This is a genomic window from Flavobacterium sp. N502540, assembly GCF_025947365.1.
GTDB lineage: Bacteria > Bacteroidota > Bacteroidia > Flavobacteriales > Flavobacteriaceae > Flavobacterium.
The window spans coordinates 3927947-3946188 of record NZ_CP110012.1; the positions used below are offsets into that span (position 1 = coordinate 3927947).

Genomic DNA, 18242 nt, shown 5'->3' on the forward strand with positions numbered 1-18242 from the left:
TGGTTTGGGATTAAAGATGTGAGATTTTTCGGTTAAACACAAGTTTTTCAAGTACATAAATATCTTTAAATTAATCCAAATACTCAATCTCGTGTAACAGCTGTTATGCGCTGAACTTATTTGTTACTATTTTTGTAATCTTCACTGAGCCAAAATGTTTTTGATTGAATTGTCCCTCTTAATAAACTAATTTCATAGTTAATTTTTTCAAAGTCTGATTTGCAATCAACTTCTTCTATCATTAAGTCAATACAAAATCCTATTCCTTCGCTAATATGAAATATAGAAGCAAGAATATTACTGCAAACTAAGTCTATGTCCATATATTCGAAAAAGATGGATGCTGTTCCGAAATGGTCATATTTTGAATACAAATCATATAGATAAAAGACATCTTCATAATGAATATTTACTAGTTGATTCGATAATTCATCTAGACGCTTTCGCATAGTTGCAGTTTTTATGTCGTCCTGTGCCTTATAAATTAATGATTTTGAAGGTTTATTATAATCAATCGGTATTTCTTGGTCAAATAAATGTGAGAACTTATCTTTGAGAAAATCGACTGCTTTGATATGATCACTATGATTATAAAATCTTGTTTTCTTATCATTTTCCGCAATAGAAATAATTCTTCTGATTTGCTCGGAGACAAGTTTATCTACTATTTCATTATATTCCTTACTGAGTTTAGGATTAGCTTTTTTTTCTGCTTGATACGTGCTTAAATATAATGTAGTTAAATAATCTAAAAGACTTGCACGTAAGACTATCGAAAGGGCTAATTCTCTGTGTCTTTTTTCAGCATCAAAATCTTGCAACAGAATATTGATCGATTCAAATCCATAAATATATCTTTTGAAAAGACTATGATAAATATTAAAAACGTTTTGGTTTTCATTAATTATTCTAAAACCTTCATCTAATATTATTTTAAATTTAAGTTTCGTTTGAAAAATTTTATCGATGTTAACTTGTGAAATCATATCGGTTTTTTTTGGTTTTGTGCATAACTAATTTATAGCAGCCGTAAAATGGAACCAATACTACTTTTTGTAGTTGGCTTTGTGCCATTAGTAAGATTTTTAAGCGAATATAAGAATAATATACTAAATCTTTTTAGCTGTAACGAAACACGCTTTACTACGCAATTTTGACCGCTGGCTTCTGCAATACTCAGCAGATAGAGTGGCGGTCTTTTGGAATTCACCCCATAGCCAGCTGCTTTTTTCCTTGATGTTCTTCATCCAAAAATACCCCAATTGCTTCCCTTTTACTTTTTATCAAAGATCTGGTATGCTTTTGTCTTATTTCAGGAGCAAAGGTAGTCCGTGTCCTGAAGCCAAAGCAAGGCCGTAGCCTTTCAGGTCTTGGCAAAAAATCTCCACCCATGCGGGTTGTATTTTTTGCCAGAGCCTTGCTTTTGCCGGACACTCACCTTTTTATGCTCATGAAACAAAACATAGCATACTGCGGCTCTTTAGACGAATAAAAAAAAATGTCAGAAATGAAAATTGAAATATTGAAAAAAGCAATGATGAAACAAGCAATGATGAAACAAAACAGCGCCTGCTCTCATTGCCGAATAAAATTTCAAAAAAAAGAAAAAAAAGAAAAGTAAAAAAAAGTAAAAAGTAAAAATGCGGGGCGGAAAAAAAGAAAGTAAAAATTTAAAAACTAGAAATCATGAACATTACAGGAAGAGTGACAAAAGATGCGAAAGTAAGCACCTTGTCAGACAGCAGACAGGTAGTAAATTTTTCAGTAGCCATCAACGAGAGCTACAAAAACAAAAAAGGCGACAGGGTAGAGCAGACCACCTTTTTCGAGTGCGCCTACTGGATAAGCCCAAGGGTTGCCGAGTGGCTGACCAAGGGCACGGTGGTGGAGCTCACAGGCATGGTAAGCGCAAGGGCTTGGAAGGGCAATGACGGGGAACCTCGTGCGGGGCTGAATTTCAATACGTCCAATATCAAACTGCACGGGGGCGGTCAGAAATCGAATGATACCCGCGCAGTGCAAACTGGGCAGAATGCAGAGCAGGGAGAAAACAAAAAAGCCACCTTAAAAGAGCCTGAGGACGACATCCCGTTTTGATCAGGCAGTAAAGCATTTTAAACAATTTAATTACAAACTTTTAAAATCAAATATCATGGCACATAATATTAATTACAACAGTCAAACAGGAAATTATTCTTTTTTCAGCGTAAAGGAAAAAGCATGGCACGGGCTCGGGCAGATCGTGGAGCAGTACCCGACAAGCGCAGAAGCCATCAGACATGCGGGGCTTGATTATGAGGTGGCTAAAAGCCCTTTATACACAAAAGCATCGGGCATTATTGAGACTTCAAACGGTATTGAAATGGGCAGTACTGAACTGGCAGTACCTGACTGCTTTGCCACTATCCGCACCGACAGCAATGCCGTTTTGGGCGTGGTTGGGAAAGACTACCAAATTGTGCAGAACCGTGAGGCGTTCAGTTTCTTTGATGCGATTGTCGGGGGCGGTGACGGCATCTTGTATGAAACGTCAGGGGCGCTTGGGCAGGGGGAACGCATTTTTATAACGGCAAAACTGCCCGATTATATCCGTGTAGGGAAAGGCGATGATGTGACCGAAAAATACATTTTCCTGACCACCTCGCACGACGGAAGCGGAAGTATCACAGCGGCTTTTACGCCCATCCGCATCGTATGCCAAAATACCCTTAACGCTTCGCTTAGAAATATGAGTAACGTGGTGCGCATCCGCCATACCTCAGGGGCAAAACAGCGCCTTGACGATGCCCATAAAGTGATGGGACTGGCAGACAGGCTGAGCACTCAGCTTGAAGGTATTTTTAATGAGTGGGCTAAAGTAAAAGTAACAGACCGAGAAGTTAAAAAACTCATTCAACTGGCACTATGTCCCAATGCGGAAACACTCACTTTACTAAAAAAAGGGGCAGACGATGAAATGTCCACCGTGTTTAAAAATACCGTTGAGGATGCTTTTACCTACGCCATGGCAAGTGAATCTCAGCAGATGGACACGACCAAAGGCACGCTTTTCGGGGCATACAATGGCGTGACGGGCTACTATCAGAATGTGCGAAAATACAAAGACAGCGAAGCCAAATTGCAGTCCATTGTGATGGGAGGCACAGCCCAGGGAAAAGCCCAAAAGGCATTTGAACTGTGCACGGCTTTTCAGGCAGATGGAGCGCAAATCCTTAACCTTAATTAAGGGGAAGATAAACCAAAGGCTGTTGCAAACCGTGACAGCCTTTAAAATCAGGTTTTAGTGATGCGATAGCAGGGTTGAACATTCTGCACAATTCAATAACATAAAACGCAGGAATTATGGCAGGGAAGCACAGCAACAATTTTGAGTTTATACTGTATCTCTATAATCAATTTGTCAGCAAACACCGCATTACAGGCAAGGAAGCCCGTATGTATTGGCATATTTTGGACAAGTATATAGAAGTGGGGCTTTCAAAAAAAAGCCAGACAGCCGAAAAAAAGTACGCCCAAAAGCTTACAGCCATCATCAGGGAAGCAGTAGGGGAATGGAACACCCATCTGCTTATCTTAAAAGGGGAAGAGGGAGAAAAGGAATATCAGGAAAATATGAAAAGCTACATCGAACGCCTCTACAGATTAGGGCATAATGAGCAGAGCGTCATAGAGTCAATCATTAAAAAATTAAAATTAAATTATGGAAACGACAACTAATTTTTTCAATCAGATAGCGCAGTTGCAGATCATAGGCGATTTGCACATTACAATTGCCAAAGGGGCAGAGGACAGGCTTATCGTACTGGTTATGCTTCAAAACGAGGGGTGCGGGGACAGCGCCAAACACAGCATACCGCCTTTGAACCTACGGGGAACAGCCGAGGAACTTGACAGCGGTTTTTTTGAGAATATCACAGCGCCCATTGAGTCGGCTTCGGGTCTTATGGTTGACATGGAAGGCTATATGAAACAGCTTGAAGATACCAAAAAGCAGTCGGCAATGGAAAAAGAGAAAGACGACAGCAAGAAAAAAGAGCAGGAAGCCAAGGACAAAAAATTCAGCGAAGCTATGGTAAAGGCGGACGAACTGGAAAAAGAAGGGAAATTCCGTGAGGCATGGATAAAAGTGCCCGAAATCCAAGAGTTTCCCTTTAAGGCGGAGGAAATACGAAGACGCAAATCCGAACTGTCGGCAAAATTTGCGCCCGATCTGTTCGGCAGTACAACAGAACCTGCAAAGACTGATCCATCCCGAGAGGCGCTTTTTCCCGAGTATGCTAATGATAGTAGTGTTGCGCAGGGGCATGAAACGGACGAGGAAGAAATTGACGCAGAGGACATGGAAAACTGGGAAGACGAGAACCAAGAGGAACGATACTAAACTAAAATACAAATCATGTTATTAGCGACACAATTACAGCGGGTTTTTATACTCAAAGACAAGGGGCAGGAAATCAGGCTTTCCGACCCCGAACCAAGATGGAGTACCGAGGCGGTACTGAATTTTTATGCCCCTACCTATCCGATACTTACCACCGCCAAAATATCAACCCCTGCCATCAGGGACGATGCGGTGGAGTACCGATTTGAAACGGTAATGGGAACAAAAGGCTAACCAAAAATTTAAAGCCATGGATTATGCAAAAGACAATTATTTCGGGGACAGTTCAACTGCCCGAGCAAAAAAGACAAAAACAGCTTCACGCACAGCTCGCAGGGTTTATGCATTGGATGCAGAGGCCCAAGGACACAGGCGAGGTGCAGAAAGACAAACCAAGGTCAGTGCCTGCGGGAATGCTACCGATGGTTTTCTAAAGGTTTCTTTTCTGCCCAGACTGCAAGAGAGTAAAACGCTGCAGGCTTGTCAGGATATTTCCAAAATGGAAAGCGATTTTTATAGCTCTCTTGACAGTCTAGCTGAGCATTACCATATTGTGCCGATGCCGACCTCTCATTTTGAATATCCCTATAATATGGCATTGGCTGTATGGGATTTGGAAGAGAAGCTCAAAAAAAGTGTGAGGAACTTTTCCGAACTGCGGTTATTGCAGGACAGCCACAGAACGTATCTGCTCAGCGAGGAAAAATTCAATATAGGCACAACGCTGTATTATATCCCACCCATCCGATTTATCAGATGCTCAAAGACCCCAAATACAAAAATAATGCGCAACTGCTTTTATCGGTCTGCTCGTATCTGTATCATAGTGCCGATGTACCGTATTTCAGAGAGCAGGGCAGTTATCTGTATTGGCTCTATGAGATGCTCAGGGAATGGACAGAGCAGGACGAGGACAGGGATGAAAATGAGTGTTACGTGCGGGAGTTTGACAAGGCAGAAGGTATCGGGGACTGTATGGGACAAAAGATTTTCAACCGCATAAATTTAGAAGTGTTCGAAGGGCTTTTAAAAGGTTTTAAAAGCCTTGATGCCTTTGATAAGCAGTGTTTGGATATAGCGAAAAAAGCTTTTGCATTATTTACCGACTATCCCAACGAGAGCATTTTTCGAAATGCACCAACACATGAAGAGGAGCAAGACGAAGAAACGGAAAATGAAAGCATTGGGATGGAAAAGTACATTTCTTTTATCTCTGATACCAAAGGATGGCTGTATGAAAGCATTGAAGAGAGCATCAACAATGAATTTAACGAGTATGGAGCAATGGACGAGCCAACCATTTTAAAATGCTTTGACGGAAATAAGCTATCAGAAAACAGCCTTGATTTTGAAAGCCGACTGTTTGCCCTTTTGGATGAACTGTGCGATTTATTACATAACTATAAACAACACGAAAATGAATAATACACTTGATATAACCGAAAATTTTGGGATGCTCTATCACCCGAAATCCGCCCTTGTTTTCTATCAAAGCAATGGTTTGGATAAAGAAGTTTATGTAGAGCATTTTGATATGGATAAAAACGGCACGCCCATCCCCTCACAGAGCGTGAGGCAGGGGCGCTCGCAAAAGCCCTTACAACTGAAAAACAGAAGCAGACCGCCTTTTTAAAACCCGTCGGGATTCTGCCGACCACTATCCTGCACATCAATCCGAGCAGGGACAAAGGGGCTGTGATATGGTACACCAAATCCCAAAAAAGACTGCTTTATTTTATAGAGGGGTTAGGGATTCCGAGCGGTCAGGGGTTTGTGCCTCCTATGGTCTGGCAGGCGGACAAAAACAGTCTGCGGGTATTTGCGCTTTCCACAGGCAGGAGACCCACAGAGAAAACACCATTGTACTGTACGCCATTTTTCAATATCTATGAGGATGGCAGGGTATGTATGGGTTCAGTGAGTATCGATATTAAAAACTCTGCATCGATGGAGGAATTTACAAGGGCGTGGGAGGATTATTTTTTTAACAGCTATTTCAGCCACCTGATGGGAGAGAACAGTCCTGTAAAGGGCAACTGCGTTAGCCTGTGGAAAGACTTAATCTCGACAGGCAGAATCTTTCCCAGAGCAGTATTAAAAAAGAATAATAAAACACTTAAAGATCTATTGTCATGAAAACAGGCAAAACCAAAATGCATTTTACAGATCCTTATCTGATAAGCCCGACCAATCCCATAACGGTTAACCTTATAGGGGCAGGGGGTACAGGCTCAAAGGTGCTCATTGCGCTTATGGAAATGAACAACAGCCTTGTATCGCTCGGGCATGCAGGGCTCTCGGTGCGCCTTTGGGATGATGATATTATCACAAATGCCAATCTCGGCAGGCAGCGTTTTGCGCCCTCTGAGCTCGGACTGTACAAGTCCGTGGCACTTATCAACAGAGCGAATCGTTTTACGGGCACGCACTGGAAAGCGGAAAACGTAAAATTTGAAAGGGACAGCTTTGGAAAACTGCCCAGTAATGCCAAGGCAACTATTTATATTACGTGTACAGACAGCGTACGCTCCCGTTTTGACATTGCCGATATTTTAAAAAACAGCAACCAAAGGCATCACAGGGACGACCCGAAATACTGGATGGATTTTGGCAACAGCCAGCATACAGGGCAGGTTATACTCTCCACCGTTGGGGACATTACACAGCCCAAATCCGAAAAATTTGAAACGGTGGCAAGCCTGCCGTTTGTAACCGAGGAATTTGGGGAGCTGCTCAATCAGTCTGAACAGCAGGACGACACCCCGAGCTGTTCGCTTGCCGAGGCGCTCGAAAAACAGGATTTGTATATTAATTCAGCTTTGGCGCAGATGGGATGCTCGCTTTTATGGAACCTGTTTCGTGAGGGCATGACCGCAAACAGGGGATTTTTTCTGAATTTGAAAGATTTCCGATCACAGCCCATTCCAGTATAAGCCCGAAATCGGGCGGCAAAAAGACACTTCTTCCTTTCGGGCGGAGCGTCTTTTTGCGTTTAAAACCGTGGAGCGACTTTGCCAAAATGCAGTGCCCGCTATTTTACCAAAACCGCTGCGGTTTTTTTTAAGGGATGCTTATCATCCCTTTTGCTGTTTTTTGGGGGCTTCTTTTCTTTCCGAGGGCGGCCAAAGAAAAGAAGCAAAAGAAGACCGCCTTTTTTTTATGGCTTTTATTTTAGTTGTACAATAGGCTCTTTTTTCCAGCGGGAAAAGCCTTTGAAAAGATACGCTATGTCTTGAAACTCGATAAAGGCAATGAGTTCTTCTTTGCACTTTACTTTAAATCCCGTGATACACATAAAATCCTTTAACGGCATATCGGCGAGCTCCCCAATAGTTTTGATCTCTAAATTTTCCAGTATGGTTTGTAGCCTTTTGCTGAAAGGGAAAGGGCAGTCAAGGAGTAGTTTCTGCCGGTCTTTTTTCTTTTTTTCTTTTCTGATTTGAGCGGGCTGGGATTTGGATTTAATTCGCGCTTTAATGCCTGAAGTTTTTTCTTGTAATGATCGATTTCACACATCAGTTCGGTTGCTGCTTTTACTTTATTGCAGGTTTTCTCGTAAAGCTCCTCCACATATTCGGATGTAACCCCGTATTGTTCTGCCGCCTGGATCAGGGGCATCTTTTCAATGAGTAGTTTCTGAAGTAAATCATATTCCTTTTCAGAAAGTACCTGCTTGGACATTTCGATATAAAACCTGTTGGTGCGGTCAATAACATTATGCATAACAATACAAGTTAAATCCTTATTGCCAAAATAGGTTTTGGCTCTTGCAGTTCAATGCTAAGATACTAACGTTAATTGAGTTATGCAATGTATTTGCAGGAAAGGCTTAAGCTCAGGAAACAAAACAGCCCAAAGCAATGCTTCGGGCTGTAATACTTTTTAATTTCTAATTTTTTAATAGTTATTAAAATTTAAGGTGCATACTGTTTATCACCTTGGCTTTTACCAGATCTGAATTTTTAATCTTGAGTGTCTGCTGTCTCCCTCCGTTTTTCTCAAAAATATCAATTAGCAGCAGTTTGTCATCCGCTATTGTAAATTGGTCAAAGAGAAACACATTCTGGTCTGTGGCTTTTCCGGGAATCTCATCAAGGGTTTTATAAATGCGCAGCGGCACAATCGGCCTTTGCTGCGAGGCAGTTCGTCTGGCTGTTTTTTTATCTATCACCTTGAAACTCATAAAGTCAATGCTGAAAGGTACATTGGTTTGGTTTTCAAGCTGCGTATGGAAATAGTATAGGCCGTTGTGGATATAGATGCCCTTTAGGCTGAACTGAATACCGAAACTCTCCGATGCAATGTGCTTTACGATTCGCTTGTTGCTTTTGTAAATAGTTTCCAGAATCAGTCCTGCCAGCGAGGGCGGTGTTTTTCCAAGCTCCTCAAAAAGAACATCGCTTGCACTGACTTTGTCGAAGTTCTTCTGCATCGCCATAAGATCATAACTGAGGGTAGGCGGGCTAGAGCTGTACTGCACGTTAAAATTGTAAAAACGGCCGTCATCGGTAATCACCGAAAAGTTGGTTTCCTCTTCAAAAGTCTTTACCGATGCCTTGACGCGAAGGACGTTTTCAGCATCCTCGGCCTTTGATGCAATCAGGTATTCACTTCCAAGATCCACGTATCGGATAGCGGACGGGAAAATAAGATGGGAAGTTTTGTCATAAGTAACCTGCATATGGTACGGCGGTATCGTTCCTAAATCAAGGCTAGTGGTTTCGTTTTCCTGCGCAGATGCGGCTAATGAATATGTTATTAAAAGGGCTATTGCCCAAAATAGTTTAAATTGATTTTTCATAATTAATTTATTTTAGATTGCTGTTATTTTTTGGAAACCAGATACATCTGATGTCCTGCTTTTAGGGTCACCTTAGTAGTCCTCACTTTTTTGGCGAAATAGCCCGAGATGCCCTGAACCACCCCGCGGCTCAGGTCAGCGGCCACCTGCTGTCCTGCAGACTGTGTCATCATAAGGCTCGTGCCGGACTGTTGGCTCATGTTGCCCGCCATTTCAGTTAGGGCACTTCTCTCGGCAGAATAGGGAACAGGTACTCCCTGCTGGCCGTCAAGGTCATAAATAGTAATGTCTACCGGAATAATGGAGCCCTCCAGTTCGATGGAAGTGACTTTCAACTGCAGGCGGCCTGCCTGTATCTTCGCATTTGCCGTGACCGTTGTGCCCGCTGCTATGCTACGTCCTGATATCCTTGCAGGTTCTACAAGACGAAGGGAAACACCTGCCTCGCCAATAATAGTTTGTGTTTGGTGCACGCAGGCCTTGACGCTATTTTTTGGCTGCAGGTTCTCTTGCATTGAACCTGCAGAATTAAACCCTCTGCCCGTGTTCCATTCTGCAAGAAAAGTGCTGTCTGAAGGCTGGCGATACAGAGAGGATACCCTGCTTTTTTTTGAAGGAACCAGTGCCGAAAAAATTTTCTCTTCTGATTCCGTCTTTGCTACTGTAGTGTTTTTGACTGCAGGATCGACAGAAGCGGAGCCTGAGGGAAGGTACTTGGCGGCAATCTGATAGGATTTTTCCATAAGTGCCAGCTGGTCATCAAGTGTGGCAGCTTTGGGAATTTCCTTTTGCGCGAGCTCCTGCTTCAGGTCCTCAAGCTGTCGGCGCAGTTCCTTGGTTTCTCCGTTGTCCTGCTGATAGAATGAGCCCAGCGTGCTTTGGGCAGCTCGGTAGGTGTGCAGGGCCGGATTGTTAGTTTCTTCCGCGTCATCGGGCAGTGATGGTTTCTGCTCAGCGTTATCCTCATTCCAGTAATTGGACAGCGTGGTTAAAGCGTTCTTTTTTTGCTCTTCTTTGTCTTCGAGTATTTCCTGCTCATATGCTTTCTGTTTGTCTGCCTGCAGTACAGATCCGCTTGCCTGTGGCACGCTGTCGTTCAGACCAATGCTTTCGATCTGCTTTTTATCCTTCGACGGCTTAAAGATCAAATACATACAGCCGATACATACAATTCCCATCAGTGTGAAAATCAGCGGTTTTTTAATACGCTCGACAGTTGTCTTTTTTTCATCAGGCACAAACGAGGAACTGTTTTGGAGAGTCTCTCCTGAGAGAAGGCTGACCTTTTTTTTATTTTCTTTCATAATCCTATTTTTTTTTAATTGGCCTCAGGGAGTCCTGTAGGGACGCCGGACTTTCTTCCCCTGACGAGGCAGGGCTTTCGATATGTTCTAGAACTATATTGTTTCTCGCGTATACCGTATCGCGGCATACGTTGAAAATGACAACTGCGCTCAGCAGCACGTACGCTGCAAAAAAGTACAGTATCACCTGATGTTGCCTTTTTATAGGCATTGCTTCCCAGTTCTTGTCAAGCCCTTCCAGCCACTGGTCTATATTTACTCTTAATTTATTCATAACCTTGCTATTTTGTTCTCAAAGCTTAAAACGCTTTGGACATTTATCTGTTTTTTGTTGCTGTTCATCATTGACCAAGGCGACTGCCTGCGACGCGCTGGGCGCAGATATAACAGACAGGTTTGTCAGTTCCGCTTTTTTCAGCAGTTGCCCAAATTGGTCTTTCCTTGCAATTTCCATTGCGTTGAGAGAAAATTTACCGTTCAGGTATTTTACCAGCATAATGCATCGTACACTTGGCTTGTCTTTTTCTGACCATTGCAGGTAACCTGTCAGCAGCAAGTCCTCTTTAGGTAAACTGTCTTTTCCATTTTTGCAGTTTTCAAGATATTCTTTAATGCTGTCTTTTAACTTTCCGGCATGCGCACCCTGCGTATGGAAATAGCCGTTAAATCCTTTTTCAGTCAGAATTCTCGCAAATGTGTCTAAATCTAATAATGCTTCCATAACATTTTTTTTAGCGTTCGATGACTTCTATATCCCTGTTTTCAACCACCGCAAACTTTTCAATAGTAAAGCCCTGCGGATTATTGTCCGAGCGCACCGAGTTTACCAGAAGGCAGGATGTAACCAGACTGCGGCTGGTTATATTACTCGAGCGTATAATAATTTGCCTTGCATAGCTCCGTACCACATACGGGTAAGTCTCGAAATTGCAGACCACGCTGTCCATTTCGATACGCTGCTGTACATTGCCTGATATAATCCGGTTGTAATAACCTTTTTCCAAAAGGTCCTTGTAGTAGTTAAAGGCACTTTTATCGGCAAGGCTAAATGCCCTTTTCATATTGCTTTCAATAGCATTTTTGTCGGGCGCCAGGGTAAAGAACAGCTCGTGAAAACGCCTTACGTGCTCTCGGGCTTCCACAGGACGGTTGATCGAGGCATCCTGAGAGAGTGCGAGCATGAGCGATTTGCCATTGTCCAGCACATAAATTTTCTGGCGCTGCTGCTCGGCGAAACCATACGATCTCCAAAGCGCGTATGCGGTCACTAATGCACAGAGCACGGCAAATACAATGGCATAAAGCCTGATTTGGTGAAAACTGTTTTCTATATTTCTGAGTGTTTTAAATTCCATTTTATTGAATGTTTATTGATTACTTATTGACCAGCCTTCCGGCAATGTTGCCTGCGGCCGAACCAGCGCCTGCGCCAGCTATATTTCCGGATTTCATGGCAGTATGGTGGATGTTGCGTGAAAAATTCCCTGCGCCGCCTGCCTGGATAATCCAGCCTGTCACAGTTGGAATGGTAAAATATCCCACTATGCCAATGATCATAAAAATGATGTATACGGTGTTTGAGGTGTCGGGAACGAAAGTGGGATCGGCAAGCATTTCTATGTCCCTTTCAATGATAAGGAACTGGATCCTGGCCAGCATCGAGCTGAACAGGTCCGCTACGGGAAGCCAGAGATAAACGCTGACATACCGTGTAATCCACTGCGTGAGAGTTGACTGGAGTCCGTCCCAGACTGATATGGCAAATGCGATAGGCCCCAGGATGGACAGCACTATGAGAAAGAAAGTACGTATGGTGTCGATCACCAGCGCTGCAGCCTGAAATAGTATTTCGAGCAGGTTGCGAAACCACTCTTTTATTATTTTCTCTATCTGATAGGTCTGCCTGTCCATATACATTCCGGCCATAGTCCCGATGTCCGAAGGCGACCAGCCCAGCTCGTCCAGTTTCTTGTCGAACTCCGCGTCCGATACCATATAGGCGGTCTCGGGATTGCGGATCATCGCTTCATGCTCCAGCAGGTCCTTTTTTGCCTGAAGATCGTTCAGATCCAATACCTGATCTTCCAGAATGCTATGTGTTCCCTGAACTATCGGGCTTAATACGGCATTGATTGTACCCAGCACGATCGTCGGGAAAAACATGATGCAGAGACCCAGTGCAAAAGGGCGCAGAAATGGGTAGACATCAATAGGTTCAGCTCGGCTGAGTGCCTGCCAGACTTTCAAGGCCACAAAAAACAGCGCCCCGAGTCCTGCCAGTCCTTTGGCCACCGCCGCCATATCAGCGGACAGTGGCAGCATCTCATCATACAGCGAGCGAAGGACTTCATGAAGATTATTGAATTCCATATTACCAGTATTTTTGGTTTGGGGTGCCGTAAAGCTCAAGAACTCTTTTGGTGCTGTTCTGCTTTTTAGCGCGCAGGATACTCACCGATATATTCTTATTGGTGTAGTAGCGCACCAGGCTGTGGTATTCTTTTACCTCTTTGTATACACGGTCGATAATGTCCATTCGCTCCTTATCACTGAGTGACAGGCTCGAGGAGGTGACAATCTGTTTGAGTTCTTTCAAAAGCTCGGTACTCTCTCCCAGCAGCGCCGAATATCCCTTGGCAATGGCGGTGAGTTCCCTTGCCGAAAAGTTTGGATCATTAAGCATCCTTCCGAAATTTTGCACATACATTTCCGATACATCACCCACCAAAAGGACGGTCTGCTGTACCTTGCGGGCGTCTTTTACCAGATTGTTAATCGCCTGTAGCTTATCGTAATATTCTTTGCCCTGCTTGTATACCTTTTCGACTTCCTTGAAATTTTTGACCACATTGCTAACTGTAGAGGAAGTCTGTATGATCTCGTTGGCGCTGTTGAGAATCCCCGAGGCAAGATTGGCCGGATCGGTAACCACAAACTGGGCCTTTGCTGATGGCGCCGAGGCAAGCATAATTGCCGCAGAAACCATAAATAGTATTTTTTTCATTGTTATCGATTTTTAAATTGTTATTAATTACTGATTTTCCTGTTCGCGACGCCTACTGGCGATCTGCTTGATGGCAATCTCTACATTGCCGCCAAGTTCAGCGGCAAGCTGCATCACCTCCATTTTTTCTGTTTCTTCTGTCGTGTACGCGAGATATTCCTCAGCGGACACTTCTGTAGCATAGACAGCCGAGTGCGTCCCTCCAAGCCCGATCCATACTTCTTTGTAAAGACGTGATGCATCGTTGTTCATATTAATGGATAACACCTGCGCTTTTTCCTTGTCTGTCAGTCCGAGCATGGCCTGTATTTCATCAAACTTATTCATGTATTTGCGCTGATCAAGAAGTATCTTGCAGTCCGAATTATTGATGATGCTTTCCTTAACAATAGGAGACTGGATAATATCATCTACCTCTTGGGTCACCACAATGGCCTCGCCAAAGAACTTCCGAACAGTCTTAAATAAATATTTTATATAATTTGCCATACCTTCCTTTGCAATAGCTTTCCAGGCCTCTTCAATCAGGATAAGTTTTCGGATGCCCTTAAGCCTTCTCATCTTGTTGATGAACACTTCCATAACGATGATCGTTACGATTGGAAAAAGGATTTTATGCTCCTTGATCGCATCAATCTCAAAGACTATAAAACGTTTGGAAAGCAGATCCAGCTGCTTGTCGGAATTCAGCAGGTAATCATACTCGCCGCCTTTGTAATAAGGCTCCAGTACATTAAGAAAATTGGCAATGTCAAAGTCTTTTTCCCTTACCTGTTTTTCTAATAGCACCCTTCGGTAATCTCCCTGAACATACTCGTAAAAACCATTGAAAGACGGAAAGACGTCATCGCGCTTAATCTTTTCGATATAGCCGCTTACGGCATTAGACAGTGCCACTTCCTCGGAGCGGGTGGGAGGCTCGTCATCACGTTTCCATAATGTTAGTATGAGCGTCTTAATACTTTCTCTTTTTTCAATATCGAAAACCCCGTCATCGGTATAGAAAGGGTTAAAGGCAATGGGATTGTCCTCGGTATAGGTAAAATACACCCCGTCTTTGCCTTTGGTTTTTCCATTGATCAGCCCGCACAATCCCTGATAGGAGTTACCGGTATCAACCAGCAGGACATGGGCGCCTTGTTCATAATACTGCCTCACCATATGATTGGTGAAAAAAGACTTGCCACTTCCCGAGGGACCCAGTATGAACTTGTTGCGGTTGGTAATGATACCGCGTTTCATCGGCAAGTCGGAAATGTCCAGATGGATAGGTTTTCCCGTCAGCCTGTCTGCCATCTTGATACCGAATGGCGATGGGGAATCATGGTAATTGGTTTCTTGGATGAAGAAACACAATGCCGGTTCAATGAAGGTGTAAAAGCTTTCCTCACTTGGAAAATCTCCTGCATTGCCGGGCATACCCGCCCAGTACAGCGCCGCCGTATCAGTAGTATTGTGCCTTGGCTTGCATTCCATAAGGGCCAGTGCGCTCCCGCAGTCGTTCTTCAGCTGTTTGAGTTCGGACAGGTCGTCCGACCATGCCATTATATTGAAGTGTGCGCGGATTGACGACAGTCCAAAGGAATGCGCCTCATTCAAATAGCGTTCTATCCACTCTTTATTGATCTGGTTGGCGCGGCTGTAGCGTGCCAGTGAGTGCATGTTTCGGGCGGACTTTTCAAACTTCTGCAGGTTCTCCTCACTGTTGTCCAAAAACAGGTACTGGTTGTAAATGTGATTGCAGTTCAGCAGTAGTCCCACAGGAGCTGCAAAAGATAAACGGCAGTCGCTGCGGTCTGTGGACAGTTTTTCATATCGCGTATCAGCAGATACCGATGAGGGCAAGTCGTCAGTATCGGAAAGCGTGTGAAGGCACAGCCTATTATTTCCTACGCGTACCTCTTCGCTGCCCAGCACAATATCCTGCATCGAGGTACCTGATTCCTTTGAAAGGGTTAGGTACTGTTCCAACAGTCCCGGTCTGCCTTGCTCACCGATGATGTCTTCTTCGCTCATACGGCTGATTTTGACAAATCCGCAGTCGTTTATAATGCGCTCAAACTGAGCGACGGCTTCCATAAAACGGTGAACTGTTTCTTTATCCCTGATTTCTTTTGGTATTAGTAAACCTTTGCACAGTGAGGAGAAATTGCTCTGCATCCGCATGCGCTCTTTGGTGGTTTTGGTAAGAAACAGATAACAGTAATGGTTCAGGAACGGGCGCTCATTAAAGTGCCGCTGATAAGATCTGGCCAGAAAACTCTGCACATCCTTGTCCATTTCAGGATCATAGTTCTCCCTGATGTACCAATCCTGTTTATGGACAATCGTAAAATCGGGTAGGGTCTTAATAGCCTTATGCCAGGCAGAATGAATCGCTTCATATTCGGCCGAAGCCACCGTGAAGAGTTCAGGCAGACGGACTTCAAAGCAGGCGGTAATATCCGCATCCTTTGAAAGGATGCAGTTATTTTCCACTGCCAGCAGCGGAAATCTGTTTTCCAGTGTTGTGGTCTTGGCTGCGTTTCTCATACGGTGCTGGATTTAGCGGTTGACCTTAAATAACGTCGTATTGGCTTGCGGCATATGATGTAACGGGGATGCTTTTTTTTTGCCCCAATTTTCATCAGTCCGTGTTCCCCGTACTTTCTGTTCAGCGAGAAGGTCTGCCAGACAATCAGCGAGGCGCCGCCTGCGCCCAGAAAAAGACAGATATAGGAACTGGTCCTGGCCATATATAAAATCATGACCAGGATAAGTATTCCAAGCAGCCCTCCTGCGAAGATGAACAGGTACTGTGCCTTGAGTCCCCTGAACTCGACTGTTCTTCCTATGCCTTTGTTGATATTGTAAGTATTCATAGGCAGGGTTAAAGGAAGAAGGAGCGAAGGATGGTAGCCGCGACAATAAGGAAGATACAGGCGCCGAACCAGCTCGCCGCGGTTTTTGAGGTGTCGGGATCTCCGCTGCTGAATTTATTGTACACCTTAACTCCGCCGATCAGACCGACCACAGCTCCAATGGCGTAGATGAGCTGTGTAGCAGGATCAAAATAGGAGGTAACCATTTGGGTGGCTTCCGTGATTCCGGCTGTACCGTTTCCCTGCGCCGATAACTTTAAGGATGACAGTATTATGATTACTGCCGGCAGGAATTTTTTTCTTTGTTTTTGCATAATGAAACACTTTAGATTGTTACTGTATTCCCGCACTACGCGGGTTCTGGCAACAAAAGTGTCATGAAAATCGAATGCTTGCAGTGAACTGGCTGTCTGTGGAATCAGTTGACTAGCTGTGGCGCTATTCTCAGTGTTTTGGCATAAAAAAAACGTCAAACATTTTAAGTCTGACGTATTTTGTTAAACGAGAAAGGGGAGTATTATGCCCTTTCAGACATACTCCCCAATATCAAATTCATTTAAATTAATGTTCCGCAGATAGGAAGAGCTGGAATCCTTTTCAAAAGAAAGGCTCCCGTCCAATAGTTCGGCTATTTTTCGGGAAGCACTTTCTATGGAATTTTCCAGCAGGCTGAATAATTCGGTTCCCTGTATTTTCTGAACTAAAGCTATCGCTGTTTCCTGTTGAGAGGGCTCCAATTTATCTTTTTGAAGCAGCATCCCCACAGAGCTTAGTTCCTCGAAGGTAACCCCTTGGGCAAAACCGTCATCTGCGCCGGATATTCCGTACCTGTTCCATTCTTCCTCTTCCTGTTCAAAATCAGGCATATTACTGAAAAATTCATCCAGCTCTTCCTGCGGAATTTGAACACTTACGTTTTCATTTTCGTCGTATTCAATGTCAAAATTATTGGGATCCACCGCTGTTTCCTCGATTTGGCTTTCATTGGCATTGTTTGGGACTGAAAGGCTTCTCATAGGCCTGGGCTGACCCATAATATCCGGCAGGTTTGGGTTAACTTTTTCCTTTTTAGTCTGCTGTTGCTTTAACCTATTTTTAATGACAATCTTGTCCTGCATAAGAAGGACTATTATTATTAGCAGGCATATCACAATAACTGTTTCCATAATCAAAGAATTGGTTTTTGTTTTTCAATATGCAGCGTCTCTATGTCCTCTCCAAAATCCTGAAAATGCTGCTTCAGTACATTGTACATGTAATCTGAGATTGTGATTTTTCCATCGCCGAGGATAAAAACAATACGTGAAATCTTCCTGTGAAAATCCTCACTGATATATACCGACTTGCCGTTTCTGGCTATAAATTCTGTTGGTTGTAAAAAATTGTCTTTGTATTGCCCACTTTTTACAGGCAGCTTGGTTTTCCTAAATAAATTTTTCATAATCATAATATTTTAAAAAATGGGTTTAAACTTCTCATTAAAATCTTCAGTAATTGCTTTCTCAAATAATTCAAAATGATGTTCGAGAATATTGTCGAGATAGGCATACAGCGGTATCTGATCTTTCCCTATTACCTGTACAATGCGGGACAAACGCTGGTGATATTCCTGACGGATGTAAATACTCTTATCTCCACGCTTGGTCATTGAGTGGGTTTTCAAAAAGTGGCCCCCATAACTTCCGTCAACACTTTTCTTTGCTCGGCTCTTTTCCCTTTGTACAAGTTTAATCGATAGTGACTCTTCCTGTTTTACATCTATCTTTTGTGTCACTTCGATTGGTTCAGGCGGAAACTGTATCCCTTCTTTTTTGACGCCGTCAACCATCAGGTCCATCATGAGTTCTTCATTAATGTCTGGCGGGGTTTTTCTGTTATTTTCCTTTTCCAT

At 43.5% G+C, this 18242-nt stretch carries 22 protein-coding genes and 1 pseudogene; 8 read left to right on the forward strand and 15 right to left on the reverse strand.

All coding sequences use genetic code 11. The features are described 5' to 3' along the window. Positions 1-116 precede the first annotated feature (116 nt). Positions 117-986, reverse strand: a complete 870-nt coding sequence (locus OLM58_RS16505) for a hypothetical protein (RefSeq protein ID WP_264529746.1) — start codon at positions 984-986, stop codon at positions 117-119. Positions 987-1686: 700 nt separating this feature from the next. Here OLM58_RS16505 and OLM58_RS16510 point away from each other — a divergent pair. The 8 genes and pseudogenes from OLM58_RS16510 (at position 1687) to OLM58_RS16545 (ending at position 7314) form a co-directional block, all read left to right on the forward strand. Continuing rightward, positions 1687-2097, forward strand: a complete 411-nt coding sequence (locus OLM58_RS16510) for a single-stranded DNA-binding protein (RefSeq protein ID WP_264529747.1) — start codon at positions 1687-1689, stop codon at positions 2095-2097. Between the two features lie 55 nt (positions 2098-2152). Further along, positions 2153-3226, forward strand: coding sequence for a DUF932 domain-containing protein (locus OLM58_RS16515; RefSeq protein WP_264529748.1), 1074 nt, complete (start codon positions 2153-2155; stop codon positions 3224-3226). Positions 3227-3342: 116 nt separating this feature from the next. After that, the gene (locus tag OLM58_RS16520) at positions 3343-3717 is read left to right on the forward strand and encodes a hypothetical protein (protein ID WP_264529749.1); all 375 of its coding nucleotides are present in this window, start codon (positions 3343-3345) and stop codon (positions 3715-3717) included. Then, complete coding sequence (locus OLM58_RS16525) at positions 3701-4381, forward strand: PRTRC system protein E (protein WP_264529750.1); 681 nt, start codon at positions 3701-3703, stop codon at positions 4379-4381. The genes OLM58_RS16520 and OLM58_RS16525 overlap by 17 nt, the downstream gene beginning before the upstream one ends. Before the next feature lie 15 nt (positions 4382-4396). Continuing rightward, positions 4397-4615, forward strand: a complete 219-nt coding sequence (locus tag OLM58_RS16530) for a PRTRC system protein C (RefSeq protein WP_264529751.1) — start codon at positions 4397-4399, stop codon at positions 4613-4615. A 372-nt stretch (positions 4616-4987) separates the two neighbouring features. Beyond that, positions 4988-5806, forward strand: a complete 819-nt coding sequence (locus OLM58_RS16535) for a hypothetical protein (protein WP_319802350.1) — start codon at positions 4988-4990, stop codon at positions 5804-5806. Further along, positions 5799-6517: pseudogene (locus OLM58_RS16540) on the forward strand (PRTRC system protein B). Before OLM58_RS16535 ends, OLM58_RS16540 begins: the two are co-directional and overlap by 8 nt. Then, on the forward strand, positions 6514-7314 hold the full coding sequence (locus OLM58_RS16545) for a PRTRC system ThiF family protein (RefSeq protein WP_264529752.1): 801 nt from the start codon (positions 6514-6516) through the stop codon (positions 7312-7314). The pseudogene OLM58_RS16540 and the gene OLM58_RS16545 overlap by 4 nt, the downstream one beginning before the upstream one ends. Positions 7315-7723: 409 nt before the next feature. On the opposite strand, the gene OLM58_RS16550 is transcribed toward OLM58_RS16545, so the two are convergent. The 14 genes from OLM58_RS16550 to OLM58_RS16615 all read right to left on the reverse strand — a co-directional run bounded on the left by OLM58_RS16550 (position 7724) and on the right by OLM58_RS16615 (position 18242). Next, positions 7724-8104: a hypothetical protein gene (locus OLM58_RS16550; RefSeq protein WP_264529753.1), complete on the reverse strand. Its 381-nt coding sequence runs from the start codon at positions 8102-8104 to the stop codon at positions 7724-7726. Between the two features lie 184 nt (positions 8105-8288). Beyond that, positions 8289-9182: a conjugative transposon protein TraN gene (traN, locus tag OLM58_RS16555; RefSeq protein ID WP_264529754.1), complete on the reverse strand. Its 894-nt coding sequence runs from the start codon at positions 9180-9182 to the stop codon at positions 8289-8291. A gap of 23 nt (positions 9183-9205) precedes the next feature. Beyond that, positions 9206-10486, reverse strand: a complete 1281-nt coding sequence (gene traM / locus OLM58_RS16560) for a conjugative transposon protein TraM (RefSeq protein ID WP_264529755.1) — start codon at positions 10484-10486, stop codon at positions 9206-9208. A gap of 4 nt (positions 10487-10490) precedes the next feature. Further along, a complete protein-coding gene (locus OLM58_RS16565) occupies positions 10491-10760 on the reverse strand; it encodes a nitrogen regulatory IIA protein (protein ID WP_264529756.1) in 270 nt (89 codons plus the stop codon). Between the two features lie 18 nt (positions 10761-10778). Then, complete coding sequence (locus OLM58_RS16570; protein ID WP_264529757.1) at positions 10779-11207, reverse strand: hypothetical protein; 429 nt, start codon at positions 11205-11207, stop codon at positions 10779-10781. A gap of 10 nt (positions 11208-11217) precedes the next feature. Beyond that, on the reverse strand, positions 11218-11841 hold the full coding sequence (gene traK / locus OLM58_RS16575) for a conjugative transposon protein TraK (RefSeq protein WP_264529758.1): 624 nt from the start codon (positions 11839-11841) through the stop codon (positions 11218-11220). A 19-nt stretch (positions 11842-11860) separates the two neighbouring features. Beyond that, entirely contained in the window at positions 11861-12856 is a 996-nt protein-coding gene (traJ, locus tag OLM58_RS16580; protein ID WP_264529759.1) for a conjugative transposon protein TraJ, read from the reverse strand. 1 nt (position 12857) lies between these two features. Next, entirely contained in the window at positions 12858-13490 is a 633-nt protein-coding gene (locus OLM58_RS16585) for a DUF4141 domain-containing protein (RefSeq protein WP_035680836.1), read from the reverse strand. A 27-nt stretch (positions 13491-13517) separates the two neighbouring features. Beyond that, positions 13518-16022: a TraG family conjugative transposon ATPase gene (locus OLM58_RS16590; RefSeq protein ID WP_264529760.1), complete on the reverse strand. Its 2505-nt coding sequence runs from the start codon at positions 16020-16022 to the stop codon at positions 13518-13520. Then, positions 16019-16351 carry a DUF4133 domain-containing protein gene (locus OLM58_RS16595; RefSeq protein ID WP_264529761.1) on the reverse strand — a complete coding sequence of 111 codons (333 nt, stop codon included), beginning with the start codon at positions 16349-16351 and terminating at the stop codon, positions 16019-16021. Before OLM58_RS16595 ends, OLM58_RS16590 begins: the two co-directional genes overlap by 4 nt. 8 nt (positions 16352-16359) lie before the next feature. Further along, positions 16360-16665 (reverse strand): DUF4134 domain-containing protein, encoded by a 306-nt coding sequence (locus OLM58_RS16600; RefSeq protein ID WP_264529762.1) that lies wholly within the window; start codon positions 16663-16665, stop codon positions 16360-16362. Positions 16666-16878: 213 nt separating this feature from the next. After that, entirely contained in the window at positions 16879-17517 is a 639-nt protein-coding gene (locus tag OLM58_RS16605; protein ID WP_264529763.1) for a conjugal transfer protein TraD, read from the reverse strand. Positions 17518-17519: 2 nt separating this feature from the next. Further along, complete coding sequence (locus OLM58_RS16610; protein ID WP_264529764.1) at positions 17520-17792, reverse strand: DUF3408 domain-containing protein; 273 nt, start codon at positions 17790-17792, stop codon at positions 17520-17522. 12 nt (positions 17793-17804) lie between these two features. Next, positions 17805-18242 carry a DUF3408 domain-containing protein gene (locus OLM58_RS16615; protein ID WP_264529765.1) on the reverse strand — a complete coding sequence of 146 codons (438 nt, stop codon included), beginning with the start codon at positions 18240-18242 and terminating at the stop codon, positions 17805-17807.